Source organism: Actinoplanes siamensis (assembly GCF_016862395.1).
GTDB classification, from domain to species: Bacteria; Actinomycetota; Actinomycetes; order Mycobacteriales; family Micromonosporaceae; genus Actinoplanes; species Actinoplanes siamensis.
The window spans coordinates 1-17,647 of record NZ_BOMW01000101.1; the positions used below are offsets into that span (position 1 = coordinate 1).

The 17,647-nt window shown below is 68.7% G+C and carries 22 protein-coding genes; 2 read left to right on the plus strand and 20 right to left on the minus strand.

Annotation, left to right across the window (positions count from 1 at the left end; genetic code table 11):
* Nucleotides 1-270: 270 nt before the first annotated feature.
* Nucleotides 271-840, plus strand: a complete 570-nt coding sequence (locus Asi03nite_RS36280; RefSeq protein WP_203685047.1) for a hypothetical protein — start codon at nucleotides 271-273, stop codon at nucleotides 838-840.
* A gap of 212 nt (nucleotides 841-1,052) precedes the next feature.
* Here Asi03nite_RS36280 and Asi03nite_RS36285 read toward each other — a convergent pair whose 3' ends face one another.
* The 20 genes from Asi03nite_RS36285 to Asi03nite_RS36375 form a co-directional block, all read right to left on the minus strand.
* A complete protein-coding gene (locus Asi03nite_RS36285; protein WP_203685048.1) occupies nucleotides 1,053-1,640 on the minus strand; it encodes a TetR/AcrR family transcriptional regulator in 588 nt (195 codons plus the stop codon).
* A complete protein-coding gene (locus Asi03nite_RS36290) occupies nucleotides 1,625-2,191 on the minus strand; it encodes a TetR/AcrR family transcriptional regulator (protein ID WP_203685049.1) in 567 nt (188 codons plus the stop codon). Before Asi03nite_RS36290 ends, Asi03nite_RS36285 begins: the two co-directional genes overlap by 16 nt.
* Nucleotides 2,191-3,867 (minus strand): purine-cytosine permease family protein, encoded by a 1,677-nt coding sequence (locus Asi03nite_RS36295; protein WP_203685050.1) that lies wholly within the window; start codon nucleotides 3,865-3,867, stop codon nucleotides 2,191-2,193. Before Asi03nite_RS36295 ends, Asi03nite_RS36290 begins: the two co-directional genes overlap by 1 nt.
* 84 nt (nucleotides 3,868-3,951) lie before the next feature.
* Entirely contained in the window at nucleotides 3,952-4,635 is a 684-nt protein-coding gene (locus Asi03nite_RS36300; RefSeq protein WP_203685051.1) for an ATP-binding cassette domain-containing protein, read from the minus strand.
* A 1-nt stretch (nucleotide 4,636) separates the two neighbouring features.
* Nucleotides 4,637-5,440, minus strand: a complete 804-nt coding sequence (urtD, locus tag Asi03nite_RS36305) for an urea ABC transporter ATP-binding protein UrtD (protein ID WP_203685052.1) — start codon at nucleotides 5,438-5,440, stop codon at nucleotides 4,637-4,639.
* A complete protein-coding gene (gene urtC, locus Asi03nite_RS36310) occupies nucleotides 5,437-6,531 on the minus strand; it encodes an urea ABC transporter permease subunit UrtC (protein WP_203685053.1) in 1,095 nt (364 codons plus the stop codon). The genes urtD and urtC overlap by 4 nt, the downstream gene beginning before the upstream one ends.
* A complete protein-coding gene (urtB, locus tag Asi03nite_RS36315) occupies nucleotides 6,528-7,412 on the minus strand; it encodes an urea ABC transporter permease subunit UrtB (protein ID WP_203685054.1) in 885 nt (294 codons plus the stop codon). Before urtB ends, urtC begins: the two co-directional genes overlap by 4 nt.
* A 110-nt stretch (nucleotides 7,413-7,522) precedes the next feature.
* Complete coding sequence (gene urtA, locus Asi03nite_RS36320; RefSeq protein WP_239103187.1) at nucleotides 7,523-8,818, minus strand: urea ABC transporter substrate-binding protein; 1,296 nt, start codon at nucleotides 8,816-8,818, stop codon at nucleotides 7,523-7,525.
* 798 nt (nucleotides 8,819-9,616) lie between these two features.
* Nucleotides 9,617-10,165, minus strand: coding sequence for a hypothetical protein (locus tag Asi03nite_RS36325; protein WP_203685055.1), 549 nt, complete (start codon nucleotides 10,163-10,165; stop codon nucleotides 9,617-9,619).
* A 7-nt stretch (nucleotides 10,166-10,172) separates the two neighbouring features.
* Nucleotides 10,173-11,105 (minus strand): AAA family ATPase, encoded by a 933-nt coding sequence (locus tag Asi03nite_RS36330; RefSeq protein WP_203685056.1) that lies wholly within the window; start codon nucleotides 11,103-11,105, stop codon nucleotides 10,173-10,175.
* Nucleotides 11,105-11,320, minus strand: a complete 216-nt coding sequence (locus Asi03nite_RS36335) for a hypothetical protein (RefSeq protein ID WP_203685057.1) — start codon at nucleotides 11,318-11,320, stop codon at nucleotides 11,105-11,107. The genes Asi03nite_RS36330 and Asi03nite_RS36335 overlap by 1 nt, the downstream gene beginning before the upstream one ends.
* A 14-nt stretch (nucleotides 11,321-11,334) precedes the next feature.
* Nucleotides 11,335-11,844, minus strand: a complete 510-nt coding sequence (locus tag Asi03nite_RS36340) for a hypothetical protein (protein WP_203685058.1) — start codon at nucleotides 11,842-11,844, stop codon at nucleotides 11,335-11,337.
* A 131-nt stretch (nucleotides 11,845-11,975) separates the two neighbouring features.
* The gene (locus tag Asi03nite_RS38730; RefSeq protein WP_275409530.1) at nucleotides 11,976-12,098 is read right to left on the minus strand and encodes a hypothetical protein; all 123 of its coding nucleotides are present in this window, start codon (nucleotides 12,096-12,098) and stop codon (nucleotides 11,976-11,978) included.
* 44 nt (nucleotides 12,099-12,142) lie between these two features.
* Complete coding sequence (locus tag Asi03nite_RS36345) at nucleotides 12,143-12,511, minus strand: hypothetical protein (protein WP_239103188.1); 369 nt, start codon at nucleotides 12,509-12,511, stop codon at nucleotides 12,143-12,145.
* 135 nt (nucleotides 12,512-12,646) lie between these two features.
* Nucleotides 12,647-13,069: a PIN domain nuclease gene (locus tag Asi03nite_RS36350; RefSeq protein ID WP_203685059.1), complete on the minus strand. Its 423-nt coding sequence runs from the start codon at nucleotides 13,067-13,069 to the stop codon at nucleotides 12,647-12,649.
* Entirely contained in the window at nucleotides 13,060-13,284 is a 225-nt protein-coding gene (vapB, locus tag Asi03nite_RS36355) for a type II toxin-antitoxin system VapB family antitoxin (protein WP_203685060.1), read from the minus strand. The genes Asi03nite_RS36350 and vapB overlap by 10 nt, the downstream gene beginning before the upstream one ends.
* 136 nt (nucleotides 13,285-13,420) lie before the next feature.
* Complete coding sequence (locus Asi03nite_RS36360; protein ID WP_203685061.1) at nucleotides 13,421-13,981, minus strand: hypothetical protein; 561 nt, start codon at nucleotides 13,979-13,981, stop codon at nucleotides 13,421-13,423.
* Nucleotides 13,978-15,360, minus strand: coding sequence for a hypothetical protein (locus Asi03nite_RS36365; protein WP_203685062.1), 1,383 nt, complete (start codon nucleotides 15,358-15,360; stop codon nucleotides 13,978-13,980). The genes Asi03nite_RS36360 and Asi03nite_RS36365 overlap by 4 nt, the downstream gene beginning before the upstream one ends.
* Nucleotides 15,357-15,674, minus strand: coding sequence for a type VII secretion target (locus tag Asi03nite_RS36370; RefSeq protein WP_203685063.1), 318 nt, complete (start codon nucleotides 15,672-15,674; stop codon nucleotides 15,357-15,359). The genes Asi03nite_RS36365 and Asi03nite_RS36370 overlap by 4 nt, the downstream gene beginning before the upstream one ends.
* The gene (locus Asi03nite_RS36375) at nucleotides 15,664-16,062 is read right to left on the minus strand and encodes a YbaB/EbfC family nucleoid-associated protein (protein ID WP_203685064.1); all 399 of its coding nucleotides are present in this window, start codon (nucleotides 16,060-16,062) and stop codon (nucleotides 15,664-15,666) included. Before Asi03nite_RS36375 ends, Asi03nite_RS36370 begins: the two co-directional genes overlap by 11 nt.
* A gap of 123 nt (nucleotides 16,063-16,185) precedes the next feature.
* On the opposite strand from Asi03nite_RS36375, the gene Asi03nite_RS36380 reads away from it, so the two are divergent.
* Nucleotides 16,186-17,343, plus strand: coding sequence for a vanadium-dependent haloperoxidase (locus Asi03nite_RS36380; RefSeq protein WP_239103189.1), 1,158 nt, complete (start codon nucleotides 16,186-16,188; stop codon nucleotides 17,341-17,343).
* Nucleotides 17,344-17,647 lie beyond the last annotated feature (304 nt).

Here is a 17,647-nt window from a genome sequence, read left to right on the forward strand (position 1 = left end):
CCACCGTGACACTGGCCGATCGGCACGTCGCGCCGTGCGCGACTGCCGGACGCCCCGTGCCAGTATGGACAAATCGGACCAGAGTGAACCATCCCGGCCACGGGTGTAGGCAACCTCAGCCGGATGGCGAGGGGACGGCGTGCGCGAATCGTGGCAGAAGAGTGCGCCTTCGCGATCCCCACGGCAGTGCGTTGTCAGGAGCCAACAGGCGGCGCCGGACTCTACGTCGTCTCTGACGCTCCCTTTGCGCGGCATTGACATAATACAGCCATGAATCGATACGTTTCGACTCTCGTTGCCGGGTTGCTCGGCGCAGCGGTGGCCGTTTCCCCAGCCCAGGCCGCGCCTCGTCCCGTACCCGAGGCCGTGATGTTGCAGTCGGCGGATCTTGGTGGGGCGCAGCCTGGTCCGGTCGAGCCCGATCTGATCCACCCGTTGCTGCCGCAGCCATGCGCGGATGCACCGGTGCCGCAGCCGATCGCACAGCGGAGTCTGGCGGCAGACTACGATCCGCGGCACCGAGTGTACGAAAATGTGGGCCGTTACCGGCCTGGTGGCGCCCGGGCCTACCTGGCCGCGCTGAAGGACCAGCTGGCCCGGTGCCGGGCCGGCGGCGACGACACGGGCTTTCGCGGCATCGCCGAAGATACCGCCGGACCGAACACGGTGCTGTTCATCCGGCAGTACGACGAAGGCGACCGGTGGGCCGCCTATCTCGTCGCTGCGGTGGGACGATATGTGGTAGTTGTTCTCGTGACCGATCCGGTGGTGGGTGCCGGCGACTACACGATCGTCAACGACTTCGGCCGCGCCGCCATCGGCAGAGTGCGGGCGAACTGATCACGGCCGACTCACTGGCGGCCAGAATGTCGGTTTGCCGCGAACCGTGGACACCGTTCAGCGCTGTGCCGAAATGGCCGGCGTTGATTTCGGGAGTGCCGGTCGAAGTCGTCGAGAGCGCCGATGATATCGCTCGCCTGGATTTCCAGGGTGCTGTGCCAGGGCCGGCTCGCTCGGCGGAACACCTCCGCGAGCTGGGCTTGTGCGTCCCGCTACGGGGCGACGCGGTCGCGGATGCTGTCGAGCACCGCCTCCGCCGCCCACGCGGCGGCGTCGGCGATGTCTCGCCGGTCCATACCGAACTCGCGGCGAAACGTCACCCAGGTCCCGACGGAGTCGAGGTGCGACAGCGCCGCGATGACCGCCCTGCGCTGCGCCGCGTCGAGGGATGGCACCTCGGCATCCAGCAGTCGCTCGAGCTGCGCCCGGCCCGGCGACGGCGCCGCGCCGTTCGCGCCGCGCATCGCCGTCTCGGCGACGACGTGTGCGAGCTCCGGCCGCGCGTCGTACCGCTGCATCGCGTCTCGGATCGCGAGGGGGATGTCGAAGATCGAGTGCGACTCCTCGCGGGCGAACAGCGTCGCCTCTATCCACGCTGCGGTCGCCAGCAGCAGGTCGACGCGCGTGGGATAGTTGCGGAACACCGTGCGCTCGGCGATGCCGGCCCGGCGCGCGATGACCCGGTTCGATACGTCGTCGCTGCCGAGCTCCTCGATCAGTTCGGTGTAGGCGGCGAGGATCGCCTGTTGCGTGCCGGTCAGCGCCGGGACTGCCGCCGACCCGGTCACGGCTTCGCCCACGTCGCGTCGGGCAGCCTCGCGAGCACGGGGCCCACCGCCCGGTCGAACGCGTCGCAGATCTCGCCGGCATCCAGGTCGAAGCCCGTGCGCAGTCGAGCCCAGAACATCGCCGACGAGAAGTGGCGCAGGGATGCCGCGACCCGCCGCCGATCCCGTCGGTTGAGCGTCGGCGCCGCCACGTCGAGCATCGCCTCGATCGCACGCGTGATGTAGGCCGGCTCGGTGTCGAGCGTCGGCGAGATCGCGGACGCCCGCGCGCCGACGTACGCGTACGCGGGCGACGCGTCGAAGGCGCGGAAGCGCTCATGCACGGCTGTGCAGAAATCGGACACGGTCACGAACGGCGGCAGCGGAAAACAGGTCTGCTCGATCCAGTTCGAGAGTGCGGCGAGCAGGTGCGCGCGCGTGGGGTACTGGCGGTAGATCGTGCGCTCCGAGATGCCGACCTCGTCGGCGAGGGCGCGATAGGAGATGTCGTCGAACGCGCGCTCGCGCAGCAGCACCGCCGCGCTCGCGAGAATCGCGGTCGCGGTGTCGACCGGCTCCTCCATCACGTCTCCCTCTTTCGGGCGGCCGCCCGGTGCGGGGGCCCGGTGACTTCCGGCGGGAGCACGTAGTGATCGGAATCGTCGAGCGTGAGCGCCAGCGACGAGACGTACTGCACTTCGCCGTGCGGTCCTCTCTCGGCCGAGGCCAGCATATCCGGCCGTTCGAACGTGTAGCCGGTGACATGGCAGCGGAGCCGCTCGCCCGAGGGGTTGCCGTTGTCGTCGAACCGGGGGGAGTCGATGCCGTCGGAGCGGCGGCGCAGGTAGTAGCGCCCTCGCGTGGCGAGGGCCATGGCCGGCGTGGCCACGACCGCGACGCCGATCGCGATGAGCACCGAGAACGGCTTGACGGCGGTGCCGAACATACCGGCGAACGCGAGCAGCGACAGCACCGAGGCGAGCCCTACCGACACGAGCCCGACCGGGTTCCAGTCGTGCAGCATGCCGCGGCGGAACTCGGGGAAGCGCGGCGAGATGCGCAGCACCCGCTTGTTGATCGCGATGTCGGTGGCGATCGTCACGAGCCATGCCATGACGACGTTCGCGTAGAGGCCCAGCACGGAGGAGATGAAGGTGAAGACGTCCAGCATCATGAGCACGTATGCGATCACGAGGTTGAACAGCACGAAGATCGTGCGGCCGGTGTAGTGCTTCGCCACCCGGGTGAAGACGTTCGACCACGCGAGCGAGCCCGAGTACGCGTTCGTCACGTTGATCTTCACCTGTGCGACCACGATGAGCAGCAGGGCGAGAACGATCGCGAGCCAGTCGGGGAGGAGGGTCTGGTACATCACGACGAATTGCTTGACCGGTTCGGTCGCCTGGCGCCCGAGAGTGGGTTCGACCGCTACGAGGAGGTAGACGGCGAGAAACACCCCGATCGCCTGCTTGGTGCCGCTGAAGACGACCCATCCCGGGCCGGCGAACGCGAACGACGTCCACCACGAGCGGGCGTTCGACGGCGTGCGCGGCGGCATGGCGCGGAGGTAGTCGATCTGCTCCGCCAGCTGCGGGGTGAGGGCGAAGCACACGGCCGCACCCGAGACCACGGCGCCGAAGCTGATCGAGCCGTCGGAATTGCCGGTGAACGACGTGAAGGCGCGCACCACCTCGGGGTCGGTGACGAGGATCCATAGCAACGGCAGCAGGGCGAGGGCGAGCCACAGGGGCGTGGTCCAGAACTGCAGGCGCTCCAGCGCACGCATGCCGTAGATGACGATCGGGATCACGACGACTGTCGACACGAGATAGCCGAGCCACAGCGGCATCCCCGTCGCCACCTGGAGACCCTGCGCCATGATGGCGCCCTCCAGCGCGAAGAAGATGCAGGTGAAGCCCGCGAAGACCACGGTCGTGACGATGGAGCCGTAGTAGCCGAATCCCGAGCCACGGGCGATGAGATCGAGGTCCAGGTTGTAGCGGGCGGCGTAGTAGGCGACGGGCACGCCGACGATGACGATGACGACCGACGCGAACACGATGCCGAGCACGGCGTTGGCGGTGCCGTGGTCGATGCCGATGCTCGCGCCGATCGAGAAGTCGGCGAGGAACGCGATGGACCCGAGGGCGGTCGCTCCGACGGAGGTCGCGCTCCAGCGCCGGAAGGTGCGCGGCACGTAGCGGAAGGCGTAGTCCTCCAAGCTGTCCTCTGCGGCCGCGCGCGCGTTGTCCGTCGACACAGTGACATCCCCTAAGGCACCTTGCGTGGGGGCATCGTCGCTGTCCGGTGTTACGACGGCATTGCGGGCGTGGGTCATGCCGGCTCAGATCGCCATGGCGGCTCGCACCGTGGAGGTGGCCGCCTTGCCACCCTCTCCGGTCTGTGTGACGTGGCCCGAGGCGAGCACGACGTAGCGCTCGGCGGCCTCCAGGGCGAAGCCGATGTGCTGCTCGACGAGCAGCACATTCATGCCCTCCTCGGCCAGCCGCATGATGGTCTGCTCGATCTCGGCGACGATCGTGGGCTGGATGCCCTCGGTCGGCTCGTCGAGGATGAGCAGCTTCGGCTCGGTGATGAGGGCGCGGGCGATCGCGAGCTGCTGGCGCTGCCCGCCGGAGAGCAGGCCCGCCTTCCGGGCGGCGAACTGCTCCAGCGCGGGGAAGCGAGCCATCTGCGCGTCGATGAGGGCCTTGCCGCGCCGGCGCCCGTCGGCGACCAGCTGCAGATTCTCCAGCGTCGTGAGCTGGCCGAACGACTGCTGACCCTGCGGCACGTACGCCATGCCGCGAGCAACGCGCTGGTTGGGGGCGAGCGACGTGATGTCCTCGCCGTCGAACCCCACCCGGCCCTTCGACGGCTTGATGAGGCCGATCGCGAGACGCAGCAGGGTCGATTTGCCGGCACCGTTGTGGCCGAGCACGGCCACCACGTTGCCGGACGGCACCGTCACGCCGTGCAGCACCCGCGTACGCCCGTAACCGGCCTCGATGTCGGTGAGCTCCAGCATGTCAGTCCTCCTTCCGCTGGTGCGTCCCGGCCGCCGCTTCGGGCACGACCGACATGGCGGCCGTCGTGGCGGCGCCCGCGGTGCCGAGGTAGACCTCCTGCACCTTGGGATCGGCCTGTACCTCGGCCACCGCGCCCTGCGAGAGCACCCTGCCCTGGTGCAGCACTGTCACGCGGGTGGCGAAGCGGCGCATGAAGTCCATGTCGTGCTCCACCACGAGCACGATCCGCTTCGCCGCGATGCGTTGGAGGAGCTCGCCGGTCGCGGTGCGCTCGTCCTGGCTCATGCCGGCGACGGGCTCGTCGAGCAGCAGCACCTTCGCGTCCTGCACGAGGAGCATCGCGATCTCCAGCCACTGCTTCTGGCCGTGCGACAGGATGCCGGACGGCGTGGCGAACTCGCCGGCGAGTCCGGTCTCCTCCAGCGCCTGCTCGATCGACCCGTCGGTGCCCCGCCGGGCCCGCAGCAGCGAGGCCGAACGACGGTGGCGCCCGGCGGCGATGTCGAGGTTCTGCAACACGGTGAGCTCGTCGAAGACGCTCGCGGTCTGGAACGTGCGGCCTACCCCGAGCCGGACGATCTTGTGCACTGGCCGGCCGAGCAGCTCTTTCCCGCCGAGTCTCGCCGACCCGGTGGCCCTGGTCAGCCCCGTGATGGCGTCGATGCAGGTGGTCTTGCCGGCGCCGTTCGGGCCGATGAGGAACCGGACCTCGCCGGGGTGTGCGTCGAAGGAGACGCCGCCGACCGCGACGAAGCCCGAGAACTCGACGTGCAGGTCCGTGACAACGAGCGAAGCGTCGGTCATGGCCTCGCCTCTTCGAGCTCCGCGGCAACGATCGCCGGGGCGGGCTGTCGGTCAGGACTCCGGCGCGCCGCGGTGAATCTGGCCGGCAGTGACGACAGCCCGTTCGGCAGGAAGAGGATCACGACGATGAACAGCAGACCGAGGATGTAGGTCCAGCCGTCGGGCCAGGTGGAGCCGAGGCTCGACTGCCCCCATCCGACCGCGATCGCGCCGAGCGCGGGGCCGAAGAGCGAGGCGCGGCCGCCGAAGGCGACGCCCGCGATCATGAGGATCGAGGCGGCGGCGCCGATCTCGGCCGGAGTGATGATGCCGACGATCGGCACGAACATCGCTCCGCCGATGCTTGCCATCAGCGCGGAGACGACGAAGGCGACGAGCTTGACGTTGGCCGGGTCGTAGCCGAGGAAGCGCACACGCTCCTCGGCGTCCCGGGTGGCGACCAGGAGCTCACCGAAGCGGCTGCGGTAGAGCTGCCACACCGCGAACAGGCACACGATGAGAAGCGCGGCCGCGATGAGATACACCATGCGCTTGTTCGCCGGGTCGTTCAGCACGAAGCCGAAGAAGTACTTGAAGTCGCTGAGCCCGGTGTCGCCCCCGGTCTCGCGGATCGTGGAGCTGATCAGGGTGGCCAGCGCGACGGCGAGCGCCTGCGTCAGGATCGCGAAATACGCGCCCTTCACGCGGCGCTTGAACAGCGCGTAGCCGAGGCTGCTGGCCAGCAGCACCGGGAGCAGCACAATCGCCAGCAGGGTGAACCCCGTGCTGCGGAACGGCTCCCAGAACACCGGAAGCGGCGCGAGCGGGTCGTAGAGCACCATGAACCCCGGGATCCGGTCGCCGGCGGTCTCCAGCGTGAGGTGCATGGCCATCGAGTAGGCGCCGAGGGCGAAGAACACCCCCTGCCCCATCACGAGCATCCCGCCTCGGCCCCACGCCAGGCCGATGCCGACGGCGGCGATGGCCCAGCAGCAGTACTTGCCGAGGTTGTTGAGCCAGTGGTCGGTGAGCACGAGGGGAGCGACCGCGAGGAGCAGGACGGCGAACAAGCCGATGCCGCTGAGGGAGATCCATGGCTTCGACTTGGTCATACCAGACTCCTGGTTCGCACCGTGACCAGCCCCTGCGGGCGGAGCTGCAGGAAGACGATCACGAGGATGAAGGCGAGGACCTGCGCCAGGCTGCCCGTCGTCCAGTAGGCGAAGTACGAGAGGGTGACTCCCACCGCCCACGCGGCGATGATGGTGCCCTTGAGCTGGCCGATGCCACCGGCGGCGACGACGAGGAAAGCCGCGATGATGTACTGCACGCCCATCTGGGAGTTCGTGCCGCCGATGAGCGACGCGGCCACGCCGGCTACCCCGGCCAGACCCGAGCCGGCGAAGAAGGTGAGGCGGTCGACGGTGCGTGTGGAGATTCCCGAGGTCTCGGCGAGGTCCCGGTTGTGCACTGTCGCCCGGATGCGGCGGCCGAACGAGGTGTACTTGAGCCAGGCTGCCAGTGCGGCGACGCAGACGGCCGCGAGCAGGATGCTGAACAGCTGCCGAAGCGGCCATTCGTAGCCGAGGATGTTCAGCTGCCCGTCGAGCCAGCCGGGCTTCTCCACCGGGACGCCCTGGGACGGGAAGATCTGCAGTGCCGCCTGCCGCAGGATCAGGCTGACACCGACCGTGACGAGCAGGGTGTCCAGGGGCCGGCGGTACATCCACTGGATGACGGTGACCTCCAGCAGGAGGCCGAACAGGCCCGCGACGACGAGCGCGACCGGCAGCGCGACCGGGATCGACAGGTCGCTGGAGGCGATGACCTGCTGGACGAGGTAGGCGGTGAAGGCGCCGATCATGAGGAACTCGCCGTGGGCCATATTGATCACGCCCATCTGGCCGAAGGTGAGCGAGAGGCCCAGCGCGGCGAGCAGTAGCAGCGCACCCTGTGCGCTGCCGTTCAGCAGTGGTGCTATCAGTGCGTCCACGTGCTCTCGCTCTCTGTGGCGGGGAGGGGCTTTCGTGGTTCGGAGTCCGGGCGGGCGGGGTTGCCTGTCGCAGGCGACACGCACCCCGCGTCCGCGTGGGGGTCGGACGATCAGCCCGCCGCGTCCACGAGCTGCTTGCGGATGTCGGCCGGGAACCAGTCGTAGCTTTCGAGGTACGGGTCGGGCTCGATGAACTTGTCGGAGGCCCAGGCGATGTCGAACTGGTTGTTGGAGTTGATCTGGCCGATGTGGCCGGGCTTCGAGATGTGGTGGTTGTCGCCGTCGAGCGTGACCTTGCCCTCCGGCGCGTCGAACGTGATGGTGTTCTTCTTCGCTGCGGCGTTCACCGCGTCGACGTCGAAGGAGCCTGCTGCCTCGACGAGGGCCTTGTACAGGTACAGCGAGATGTAGGCCGCCTCCATCGGGTCGGAGGTGACACCGCTGCTGTTGGGGTAGGCCTTCCAGCTCTCGATGAACTTCGGATTGGTGTCGGTCTTGAGCGACTGGAAGTAGTTCCAGGACGCGTAGTGGCCGGTGACCTCGTGGCCCATTGCCGGCGCCTCCTCCTCGGCGATCGACACCGAGATGATCGGCGTCGTCCCGGCGGTGAGGCCGGCGTCGTAGTACGCCTTGATGAAGCCGACGTTCGACGAGCCGTTGATGGTGTTGAAGATGAAGTCGGGCTTGGCCGCCACGATCTTCGCCACCTGGCTGGTCCAATCGTCCTTGTCGAGGGGTACGTACTCCTCCCCGACGATCTCGATGCCCAGCTTGGCCGCGTACAGCTTGATGATCGCGTTCGCGGTTCGCGGGAAGACGTAGTCGCTGCCGGCGAGGAACAGCTTCTTCACCCCCCGGGAGGCGAGGAAGTCCATCGCCGGGATGATCTGCTGATTGGTGGTCGCCCCGGTGTAGTAGATGTTCGGCGACGACTCGAGGCCCTCGTACTGCACCGGGTAGAAGAAGAGGCCGTTGTGCTTCTCGACGACCGGTTTCACGGCCTTGCGGGAGGACGAGGTCCAGCCGCCGAAGATCGCGGCGACGCAGTCCTGGGTGAGCAGTTTCTCGGTCTTCTCCGCGAAGGTGGGCCAGTCGGTAGCGCCGTCCTCCTGGACGTACGCGATCTTCTTGCCGAGGATGCCGCCGGCGGCGTTGATCTCGTCGGCTCCCATGTGCAGCACGTTGGAGACGGTCTTCTCGGAGATCGCCATGCCGCCGGTAAGGGAGTTGAGGAAGCCGAGCTTGATGGTGTCGCCGGAGGTGTCGACGCAGCTGGGCGCCGCGGACGTCCTGCTGCCGGCCGTTTCGTCGCCGGCTCGGGCGCCACAGCCGGCGAGCACGAGCACGGTCGTCCCGACGGCGCCCATAGCCGTAAGCGTGCGCAGCCGCTTGCTGGTGGTGGACATATATGAGAACTCCGTTCCCGGTGAAGGGCGTGACGCCGGGTCGCGGCACGGGCGGATCGCGCGGATGTAGATGTCCAGGGCGAGCCGCCGGCGTCCCGAGCTCCCCGCCCCGTGCGGCCGGTAGGTTCAGCCGGCTGCTGCAGGTGAGAGCAGATTGACTGTGAGTCATTACCCTGACATTTCTTGACTGTTCCAGCTCTGTAGCAATCGCTTCGGTCGAAGCGCGTGGGCCCTGCAAGCAGGCGAGAGCTCATGGAAGGTTGATGTCAAAGTTCTGCCACTATCCTCGAGGGCGCGACGAGGATGGCACACTTCTGACATTCGAGTATCTCGATCTTCGTCGAGAGTCAGCCGCTCCATGACCGGGAGACCGAGGATGGCGGCTTCGACCAGGCGCTGGCATCCTTCGAAGCTGACCGCGCACAACTGCGCCGTCGATTCGGATGTCGCGAGCGTGATTCAGGAAGGCGCTGTGCTGGTCCGCCAATGACTGGCCCGAGGGCCGTCGTCGAGGAGGTTCGTCGCTTACGCCGGGCAGACGCCCCACAGGCTGACGGCGCAGATCTCTCTCGCGGGCGGTGTGTTGGTGGACAAGCTGGCGGTGGTTGGCCGGGGGCGCGGTGCCGGCCGTACCTTCCGGATTTCCACGGCCAGTGGGGGGTCGGCCTCTCCGACAAGGACGCCCGACTTCAGGGTGCGCCCGCATTGCCGTGGCCGCCGCGGATCCGGACAGTGCGCCGGCCGGCGAGTGTACGACCAGCGCACGGAGCGGGGCGGCTCGACGGCCGCCCCGGCGTGCTACCCCTCCGGTCGCGTCGCGTCCTCGGCCGGCGTCGGGACCGTGTCCTCCGGCGGGGGCTCCTCCTCTCGCGCCTCGGCCGGCTCCGGCGGGACGTCGGTGCCGGGCTTCGACGGCTCGGCCTCTTCGGGCGCCGCGACCGTCAGCGTGACCAGAGCCGGCTTCCCGTCGACCTTGCTCACCAGTTCGGCCAGGGGCGCCGCGACCTCCTCGGTGGCCAGCACCGACACCTCCACCTCGGCATCCGCCGGCAGCTCGTCGAGCAGGTCCATCGAGGGGACGGACAGGTTCTCCTCGGCGTTCATGTCGTACTCGACCCGCAGGCCGATCCGCATGTCGCCGGAACGCACGACCAGCGCCGGGGAGCCGACCGTGCGCTTGGCCAGCAGCAGGTTGAACAGCGGGGCCAGCGCCCGCAGCTGGGCGCCCACCTGGTCGGCGTGCGGATAGTGGCGGGCGGTCAGCACGGCGGCGGCGAACTCGGACAGTTTGTCGATGGTCCGGCCGGCCGAGTGGCGGGCCGCGGTGATGGAACGCTCTGCCTTCACTGTCGGGTCACCTTCCTTGGAAGCTTTCCAGGTACATGCCGCCGGCGTGCTGCAGGCCGGCCTCCGTCGCCGTGACCGCGGCCAGGGCCTCGGCGACATGATCGATCGTGAGTTCCGCGGAATTGACGGCCAGTGTCGCGGCCAGCACGAACACGTGCCGGATGGCGCGGCCGGACATGCCGTCCGACGACTGGATCAGCCATCGCCAGTCGCGGACCTGGTTCTTCGCGGCGGCGCGGACCGAACCCACGTCGTACGCGGCTGCGAGCGCGGTGAGCGCGGCCTGCATGATCTCCTCCCGCTCGGCGGGGCCGGGTGGCGGCACCTCGAGCGAGAAGTCGACGCGTTCGCGTACCGCGCGGTCGATTGCTCTCGGAATGTTCGTGGTGAAGAGGAACGTGACGTCGGGGCTGTCCCGGACGCTCATGTCGAGCGATTCGAGGAACGCGGTCACCTGATACATCGCGTCCAGCGGGTTCGTCTCCAGGCTGATGCCGCCCCGGTTCGAGCCGAGCGTCTCCACCTCGTCGACCAGCACGAACAGGGGAATGCCGGTGGAGGCCTGCTCGCCGATCTCCTGGAACAGCTGCAGGATCAGCTTCTGCCCGCCGCCGCGCATCCCGCTGAACAGCGCGTGCGTGTTGACGTGCAGGAAGCCGGCCTGCCGCTGCGGATCGGCCCGCTGCCAGGCGTACGGCAGGCCCCGGGCGAGGCTGGTCTTGCCGCAACCGGGCGGGCCGAACAGCAGGACCGCCCGCCGCAACCCGAGAGACTGCGGGGGTACGCCGCTGAGCCGGTGCAGCGTGTCGACGAATCGCAGCAGGGTGTCCTTCAGCCCGGCCGCCGTCACTATCGCGTTCCAGTCCGCGGCGAACTGCGAACGATCGTCGGGCCGCCCCGCGAACCGGTGCAGGTCGTAGAGTGCCGGTCCCTCCGCCATCAGGACAGCTCTCCGAGCTCGACGTCGGTGCCGTCGCCGGCCAGCGCGTTCAGCAGACCGTCGGTGATCTTCTCGGCCAGGTGCCCACGGCCGGCCAGCTCGGGATGGCTCTGCCGGAGATGCTCCTCGACCCGGTGGGTGATCTCGCCGAGGTTCTCCGACGCCCCGGGATCGTACGTGTGCGTGGCGCCGCCGACCTGGTAGTTGATCTGCATGTCGCTCGTTCTCCTCACAGGTACTGGAACATCTGGAGCGTGCCGCCGCCGGTGTTGACGACCTCGCCGACGTCCTGCCGCCGCAGGTGGTCGACGCTGCCCAGAGACGTGGGACCCCAGCCGCTGACGTCCGGCGCGCCGTCCTTGAGGGTCACCACCACGCGGTACTCGCAGCCGGCCATCCGCGGGGTGCCGGCCAGCGCCCGGCGGACCCGGTCGATGTCTGTCGAGTAGCGGTCGTCGCTGGGGTTGCTGACGTAGCTGAGCCCGAGATCGATCCGGCTGCGCACGAGCTGCGTGCCCCGCTCGACGATCTCCAGGTGCGCGGTCTCCAGGTACTGCATCGTGATCCAGGTGCGCAGCCCGTTCTCGATCGTCTGCTGGATCTGCACGTAGGCGGTGGGATCGAGCCCGGCGCTCTGGATCGACTCGAGGAAGATGCGATTGATCTCGTTAGCGATGTACACGTAGCTTCTGGCCGCCACGTGCACCGAGGTGCGCACCTGCGTACCGGATATGGCCATCGTCGTCTCGCTCTCCTGGGCGACTGTCGGTGCCTGTCGCCTCGTCCTGACGGACAGCGGAGTCGTAGGGTCCTCGTGGCCTCTTTTGTGCAGATGTTCCTGGCCGCCGGTGGTAGCCCGGAGGTCCGCGGTTACAGGGGCTCGATGACGTAGCCGAATTGGGCGGTCGAGCCGGCCCGGTCGATCTCGTCCAGATAAGCCGGGTCGAAGCTGGGCAGTGGTGGGTCGTCGGCGCGATTGCGCCACCCCGCCATGCGCTTCGATGCGCTCCCGTGGCGGCGCCGCTGGCCGTCTGCTTCTACGGTTGTGCGTCCTCTATGCGACTGCATCGCAGATAGGCGAGCAGCCCCTCCTGCTCGGATCCGGGCAGGGCCGCGAACGAGCGGTATGCCACCTGCCGCGCATGCGGCGTACGCGCGGCCAGTAGCGAGACGATCGCCGCCCAGGCGAGAGAGATCGCATGAATACGGTCGTCGCGAAGCATCGGAAGGTGTGTCAGTTCCCCTAGAAGATTTGCCGCGGCGTCGTCGGTCGCGGCTCTGTCGGCGAGTTCGAAGACAGCCTTTCCCCGGTACGGCCCACCGGAACGGATCAGGTCCGCCAGGTCGGTGGCACTCATCTCGCGAACCGGAGGCACGGGCAGCTTCGGTGGCACGGGAATGGTCACGGTTCCTCCATGAGATTCGTATGCCCTGACCGGCGGACAGCGGAGTCGTTTCGCTTGGTGGCCGCCTCGGATGGAGGGTCGCGCTCTCGTACCGGTCATACCCTGCCGAAGTCCGGTGGGAGTCCGGCGTAATGGTCAGGCCCGCGTGCCGAGGACTTCGACGGGCTGACCGGTGATCGAGGCGATGAGCTCGAAGTCCTTGTCCACGGCGAGGACGGTGAGCCCTGCCTTCTCGGCCGTGGCCGCGATCAGAAGATCGGGAATCGAGGGCGCGCGGTGCCGGCCCTGGTCGGCCAGGAGCATCTGCACCTCCGAAGCCCGGTCCTCGATGGCCGGAGTGAGGTACTCGATCGGCATGAGGGACAGCGGCGGGGACGCGAACTCCCGGCGTCCGGCCTCTCCGGAGCGTGCCGAGAACCCGAGTTCGAGCCGGGTGATCGTGGACACCCGGACCAGTCCGCGGCTGATCCGGGCGCTCCACTCGTCACGGTTGGTTGCTTGCCCCAGTTGGAGTCGAACGTATGCTGACTTGTCGATCAGCCAGTTCGTCACCGCCACGCTTGCTCCATCACCGATGGGTCCGCGAGGTCCGCGAAGACCTCGGCGGAGCGCTGCCAGTCCTCCGCGGTGACCGCTTGCTCCCCGGTGGGACTGCCGCCTTCCTCGAATTTGCGGCGCAGATACTCGTTGCGTGACAGGCCGAGGTTCGCGGCGGCGGCATCGATGCGGTCGACGGCTTGCTGGCTCAGGTCCCGGATGAGGATGTTGGGCATGGCGCACCTCCGAAAGAGGATGATATCACGATATCATCCAGTCTGATGATGACCCGGCCGCGGGAAGCGGCATGCCCGCAAGCCGAGCCTGATCACTATTTCGATCGTGCCCGGCTGGACTGATCCAGGTCCGCGGTTACAGGGGCTCGATGCCGTAGCCGAATTGGGCGGTCGAGCCGGCCCGGTCGATCTCGTCCAGGTAAGCCGGGTCGAAGCTGGGCAGTGGTGGGTCGTCGGCGCGATTGCGCCACCCCGCCATGCGGACTGACTTCCACTCCAGGTCGACCTCGCCGTGCTCGGTGTGGAAGCCGCCACCGCGCTCGAACAACAGGATCAGCGGCTCGAACGGGTCTTCCAAGTAGGGCGGCGCCTGGGTGCGGGATGCTGCCTGCAGGGCGCTCCACCGCAGGATGAACGGGATCACCTGGGTGACGTTTCGTCCTCCGCCGTTGGCCTCGACCGTCGCGAGAAGGCCATCGAGCACACCTTCCGGCACCTCGACGGAGGCGTCGACGCATCGGGCGATGTCGAAGAACGGGACGCGGGAATCGCAGTCGTATGCGGCCGCCCACTGTGCCGCACGGCGGAAGTACTCCTTCAGCAGAACAACCTTGGACCAGGTCTTGTCGCCGCGACGCTCCCAGTTGATGGTGGCAAGGCGGGCGGCCATGCCGCGTACGGCTTCGTCGGGTGTCATCGTCGCAATCCTCGCAGAGCAGCGTCGACGACTTCGTCGAGGTTCGAAAGGTCATCTGCGAAGCGCAGTCCGGAGCCGTCGAGGTCGAACATGCGCCAATGTTCCAGCGGTGCACGGGGCTTGTATTGATGCGGTGCCAGGTCGTGAGCGCCTGGATGATCCCGATGGACTATGCGATCCCCGTCGGCGTCGAAGGCGGCAGGATGCGCGGATCGGTACGGCAGCCCTGCCTCCATGAGCTTGTTCTCGACATATTCATGGGCCGCCAGGTTCCGGAATTCCGCAACCCTCGCAGGACTCAGCGTGCCTTGAGCGGCGCTGTCCCAGAGGTCGGCGATAGTTTCTTCGGGGGTGAAGTAGCCGCGTTCGACGCGGTTGGGGCCCAGCGGGACGTCGTGTTGTTGCACGAACAGGTTCTGGCGCATGCCTTCGATGATGCGGGGGTCGATGCCGGTGTTGGCGGCGACTGTGGGTGTGTCCTGTGGGCTGTTGCGGATGCGCCGGTATGCCTGGGCGGCTCGTTCGGAGATGCCGTCGCCGTTGTCGATGAAGTCGGCGCCGCGGGGGAAGTCGGGGCGGAACTCGCTGGTGGCCGGGTTGGTGGGGTTGGTGCGGGCGAGGGTGTGGGTTTGGGTGCGGAGTCTGGTGAAGATGTCGGCGAGTTGGTCGAGTTTGGGGTGTAGTCGGCGCAGGCTGTCGAGCAGGGCTCGGATGAAGTGCTGGATTTTGTTAACCCAGGTGGCGACGAGGGTGGCGACCTGGCCGGCGACGGCGGGGGTGGCCAGACCGAGGGTGAGTCCTTCTTCGGCGAGCCATTGGGGCAGGCGGGCGGCGAGGGTGCCGATGAATTCGGCGATGAGGTCGCGGACGATGCCGCGGACCAGCGCGACGAGCAGGCCGGCACCTTCGACGGCGTAGGAGATTCCGTGTGCCGCCGTGCTGAGGGTGGCCATGACGTGCAAATGTGCGTCGGCGTGCCGGTGGTAGGCGTCGCCGGAGGCGCCGAACCAGTCGTTGACCTCGGTGTGGAGGCGGTCGGTGTACTGCTGGTGGGCCTGTTCGGTGAACGCGGCGACGTTGGCCCAGGTGGTGGCGTGCGCGGCGATCTGGTCGGCGTTGCCGGCGAGCCGGTCCAGGGGTTGTCGGAGTGGTTCGACGTGTTCCATCAGCCAGGCGGCGCCCCAGGAGGCCAGGGTTCCGAGGGGGTCGATGGTCACGGAGAGCGTGTCGAGGCCGGCGCCGAGGCTGCCGAGGGTGGGGTCGATCCAGCTGTGGTTGCGGATGCCGTTGGTGATGTCGGCGGCGTCTTCGATCAGGCCGAGGCCGGTGTATCCGGTGGTCGAGTCGGTGCTCCGGGCCACCAGCGGGTTGCCGGTCATCCGGGTGCGCTGAGATCGCGGATGGTCTCGGCGGCCGTGGTGTCGGCGCCGGTGATGCCGGTGACCGCGGTGCGCAGGTGGTGGGCGGTCTCCCGCAGCGACTCGGCGGTCTCGGCGAGTGCGCCGGCGGCCGAGGCGAAGATCGGGCTCAGCAGGCCGGGCAGGAACTGGCACAGTTCGCCGTACGCCTGGGTGTCCATGGCGACCTCGCGTACCGCCGCCCGGGCCTGTTCGATGGCCTCGGCCACCGCGTCCGTGCTCTCGGCGTGCCGCCGCACCTCGCCGGCCGGGAACCGGAGCGGCTCACCAGGCACGGCTGTCGTGCCGCTGCTCGTCGGGCGGGACCGGGAAGCGCGTCGCGAACGAGTGGATCACCGCTTGCCCGGTCTCGGTGTCCAGCCCGACGGTCCGGCGCACCTGCTCGGTGACCTGTGCCGTCAGTTGCGCCTGCGCCTGCCGGACCAGGGCGGTGATCTGCCGGCTCAGCTCCCGGCCGGTCGTGCGCAGCGCCTGGTCGTCGATGTCGAGGGAGGCGAGCTGGCCGGCGGATCCGACCGTGACGGCGATGGACCCGTCCCGGCTGCGTGCCGATCCGGTCAGCGCGGCGACCCGGCGGGACAGCTCCACGGTGCGGGCGGCCCGCGCGTCGGCCCCGGACACCCAGGAATCCAGCCACTCCTCGGCCTCGTCGGCGTTCCGCATGGACAGCAATCTATTGATGTAGTCGCGGGTCAGGCAACCCCGACGGATCCGTACGCCCCGGGCGGAGACGAGGACGAGGCGGACGTCGGGGTGAGTGAGCACTGATCGACTCTTGTGTGGACGGTGCAGGGGTCGCAGGGTGGGGGGAGGCAGAACGAGATCTACGAGGTGGCCCGGCAGTCGCCGGCCACCGCGGCGCGCAGCTTCGCGATGGTGCAGGGCGCCGTCTACGACGCGGTGAACGCGGTGGCCGGCGTGCCGTACCAGCCGTATCTGATCGCGCCCCGGGCGCGCCGCGGGTCCTCGGCGGACGCCGCCGTGGCCGCGGCCGCCTCCGGGGTCCTGCTCTCGCTCTTCCCGGAGCAGGCGGCGACCATCCGGGAGCAGTACGACGCCGCCCTCGCCGAGATCCCCGACGGGCCCGCCGAGACCGGTGGTGTCGCGGTGGGCCGGCAGGCCGCCGGCGCGATGATCGCGGCGCGCGCCGGTGACGGCGCGTTCGACGCCGACACCTGGAACGTCAGCAGCGTGCCGGGGCAGTGGCGGCCGACCCCGCCGACGAACACGCAGGACGGCGCCTGGTTCGCCGATCTGCGGCCGTTCGCCGTGCCCGGCCCGGCGATGTTCCGCACCTCCGGGCCGCCGGCGCTGACCAGTGCCGCATACGCCCGGGACGTCAACGAGGTGCAGGCGATCGGCGGCGCCACCAGCACGGTCCGCACGGCGGACCAGACGCAGTCCGCCATCTGGTGGCACGATCGCCGGCTCACCGAGTGGGCCATGAAGCGGCAGCTCGCCGAGACGCGGCGCCTGAGCACGCTGCAGACCGCACGGATGTTCGCGATGGTCGACATCGTCAACGCCGACGCGCTGATCGCCTGCTACAACGAGAAGAAGCACTGGAACTTCTGGCGGCCGGTCACCGCGGTGCGGGAGGCCGGCGACGACGGCAACCCGGCGACCACCGCGGATCCGGGCTGGACGCCGCTGCTGGTCACGCCGCCGTTTCCGGACTACACGTCCGGCCACACCTGCTCGTTCTCGGCGATCGCGCTCACCTGGCAGCGGTTCTTCGGCCGCGACGACATCCCGATGAGCGCGTACAGCGCCGACTCCGGCACCACCCGCTCCTTCCCGAGCTTCTCGGCGGCGCTGGCCGAGGTGGTGGAGGCCCGGATCTGGGGTGGCGTCCACTTCCGCTCGGCAGATGTCCAGGGCTTCCGGATCGGCGCCGAGACCGCCCGGTACGTGCTGGCCCGCGAGTTCCGGCCACGCCGCTGAGCCGTCTGGGGAAGCCGGTCGCGGGGAGCGCACGCGGCATGGCCGGGTCGAGACGGCATCCGCCGGGAGCGCGGCAGTAACCGTCCCACCACCAGGCACCCCGTCCGTCCCCGATCGGGGGACGTGGCGGGGTGCCGTCGCACATTCCGTCCCGGTTTGGGAGCCCTTCTCGGGCGATTATCGCCCGGATGCGATGGTTGCCCGCCTCGCATTCGGGGCAGAAAAGCCGGACACAGAGCCAGCACTGGAGCCGCCGCACCGGAGAAGGACCCCCCTCATGACGACGCCGTACCTGGTCGCCTGT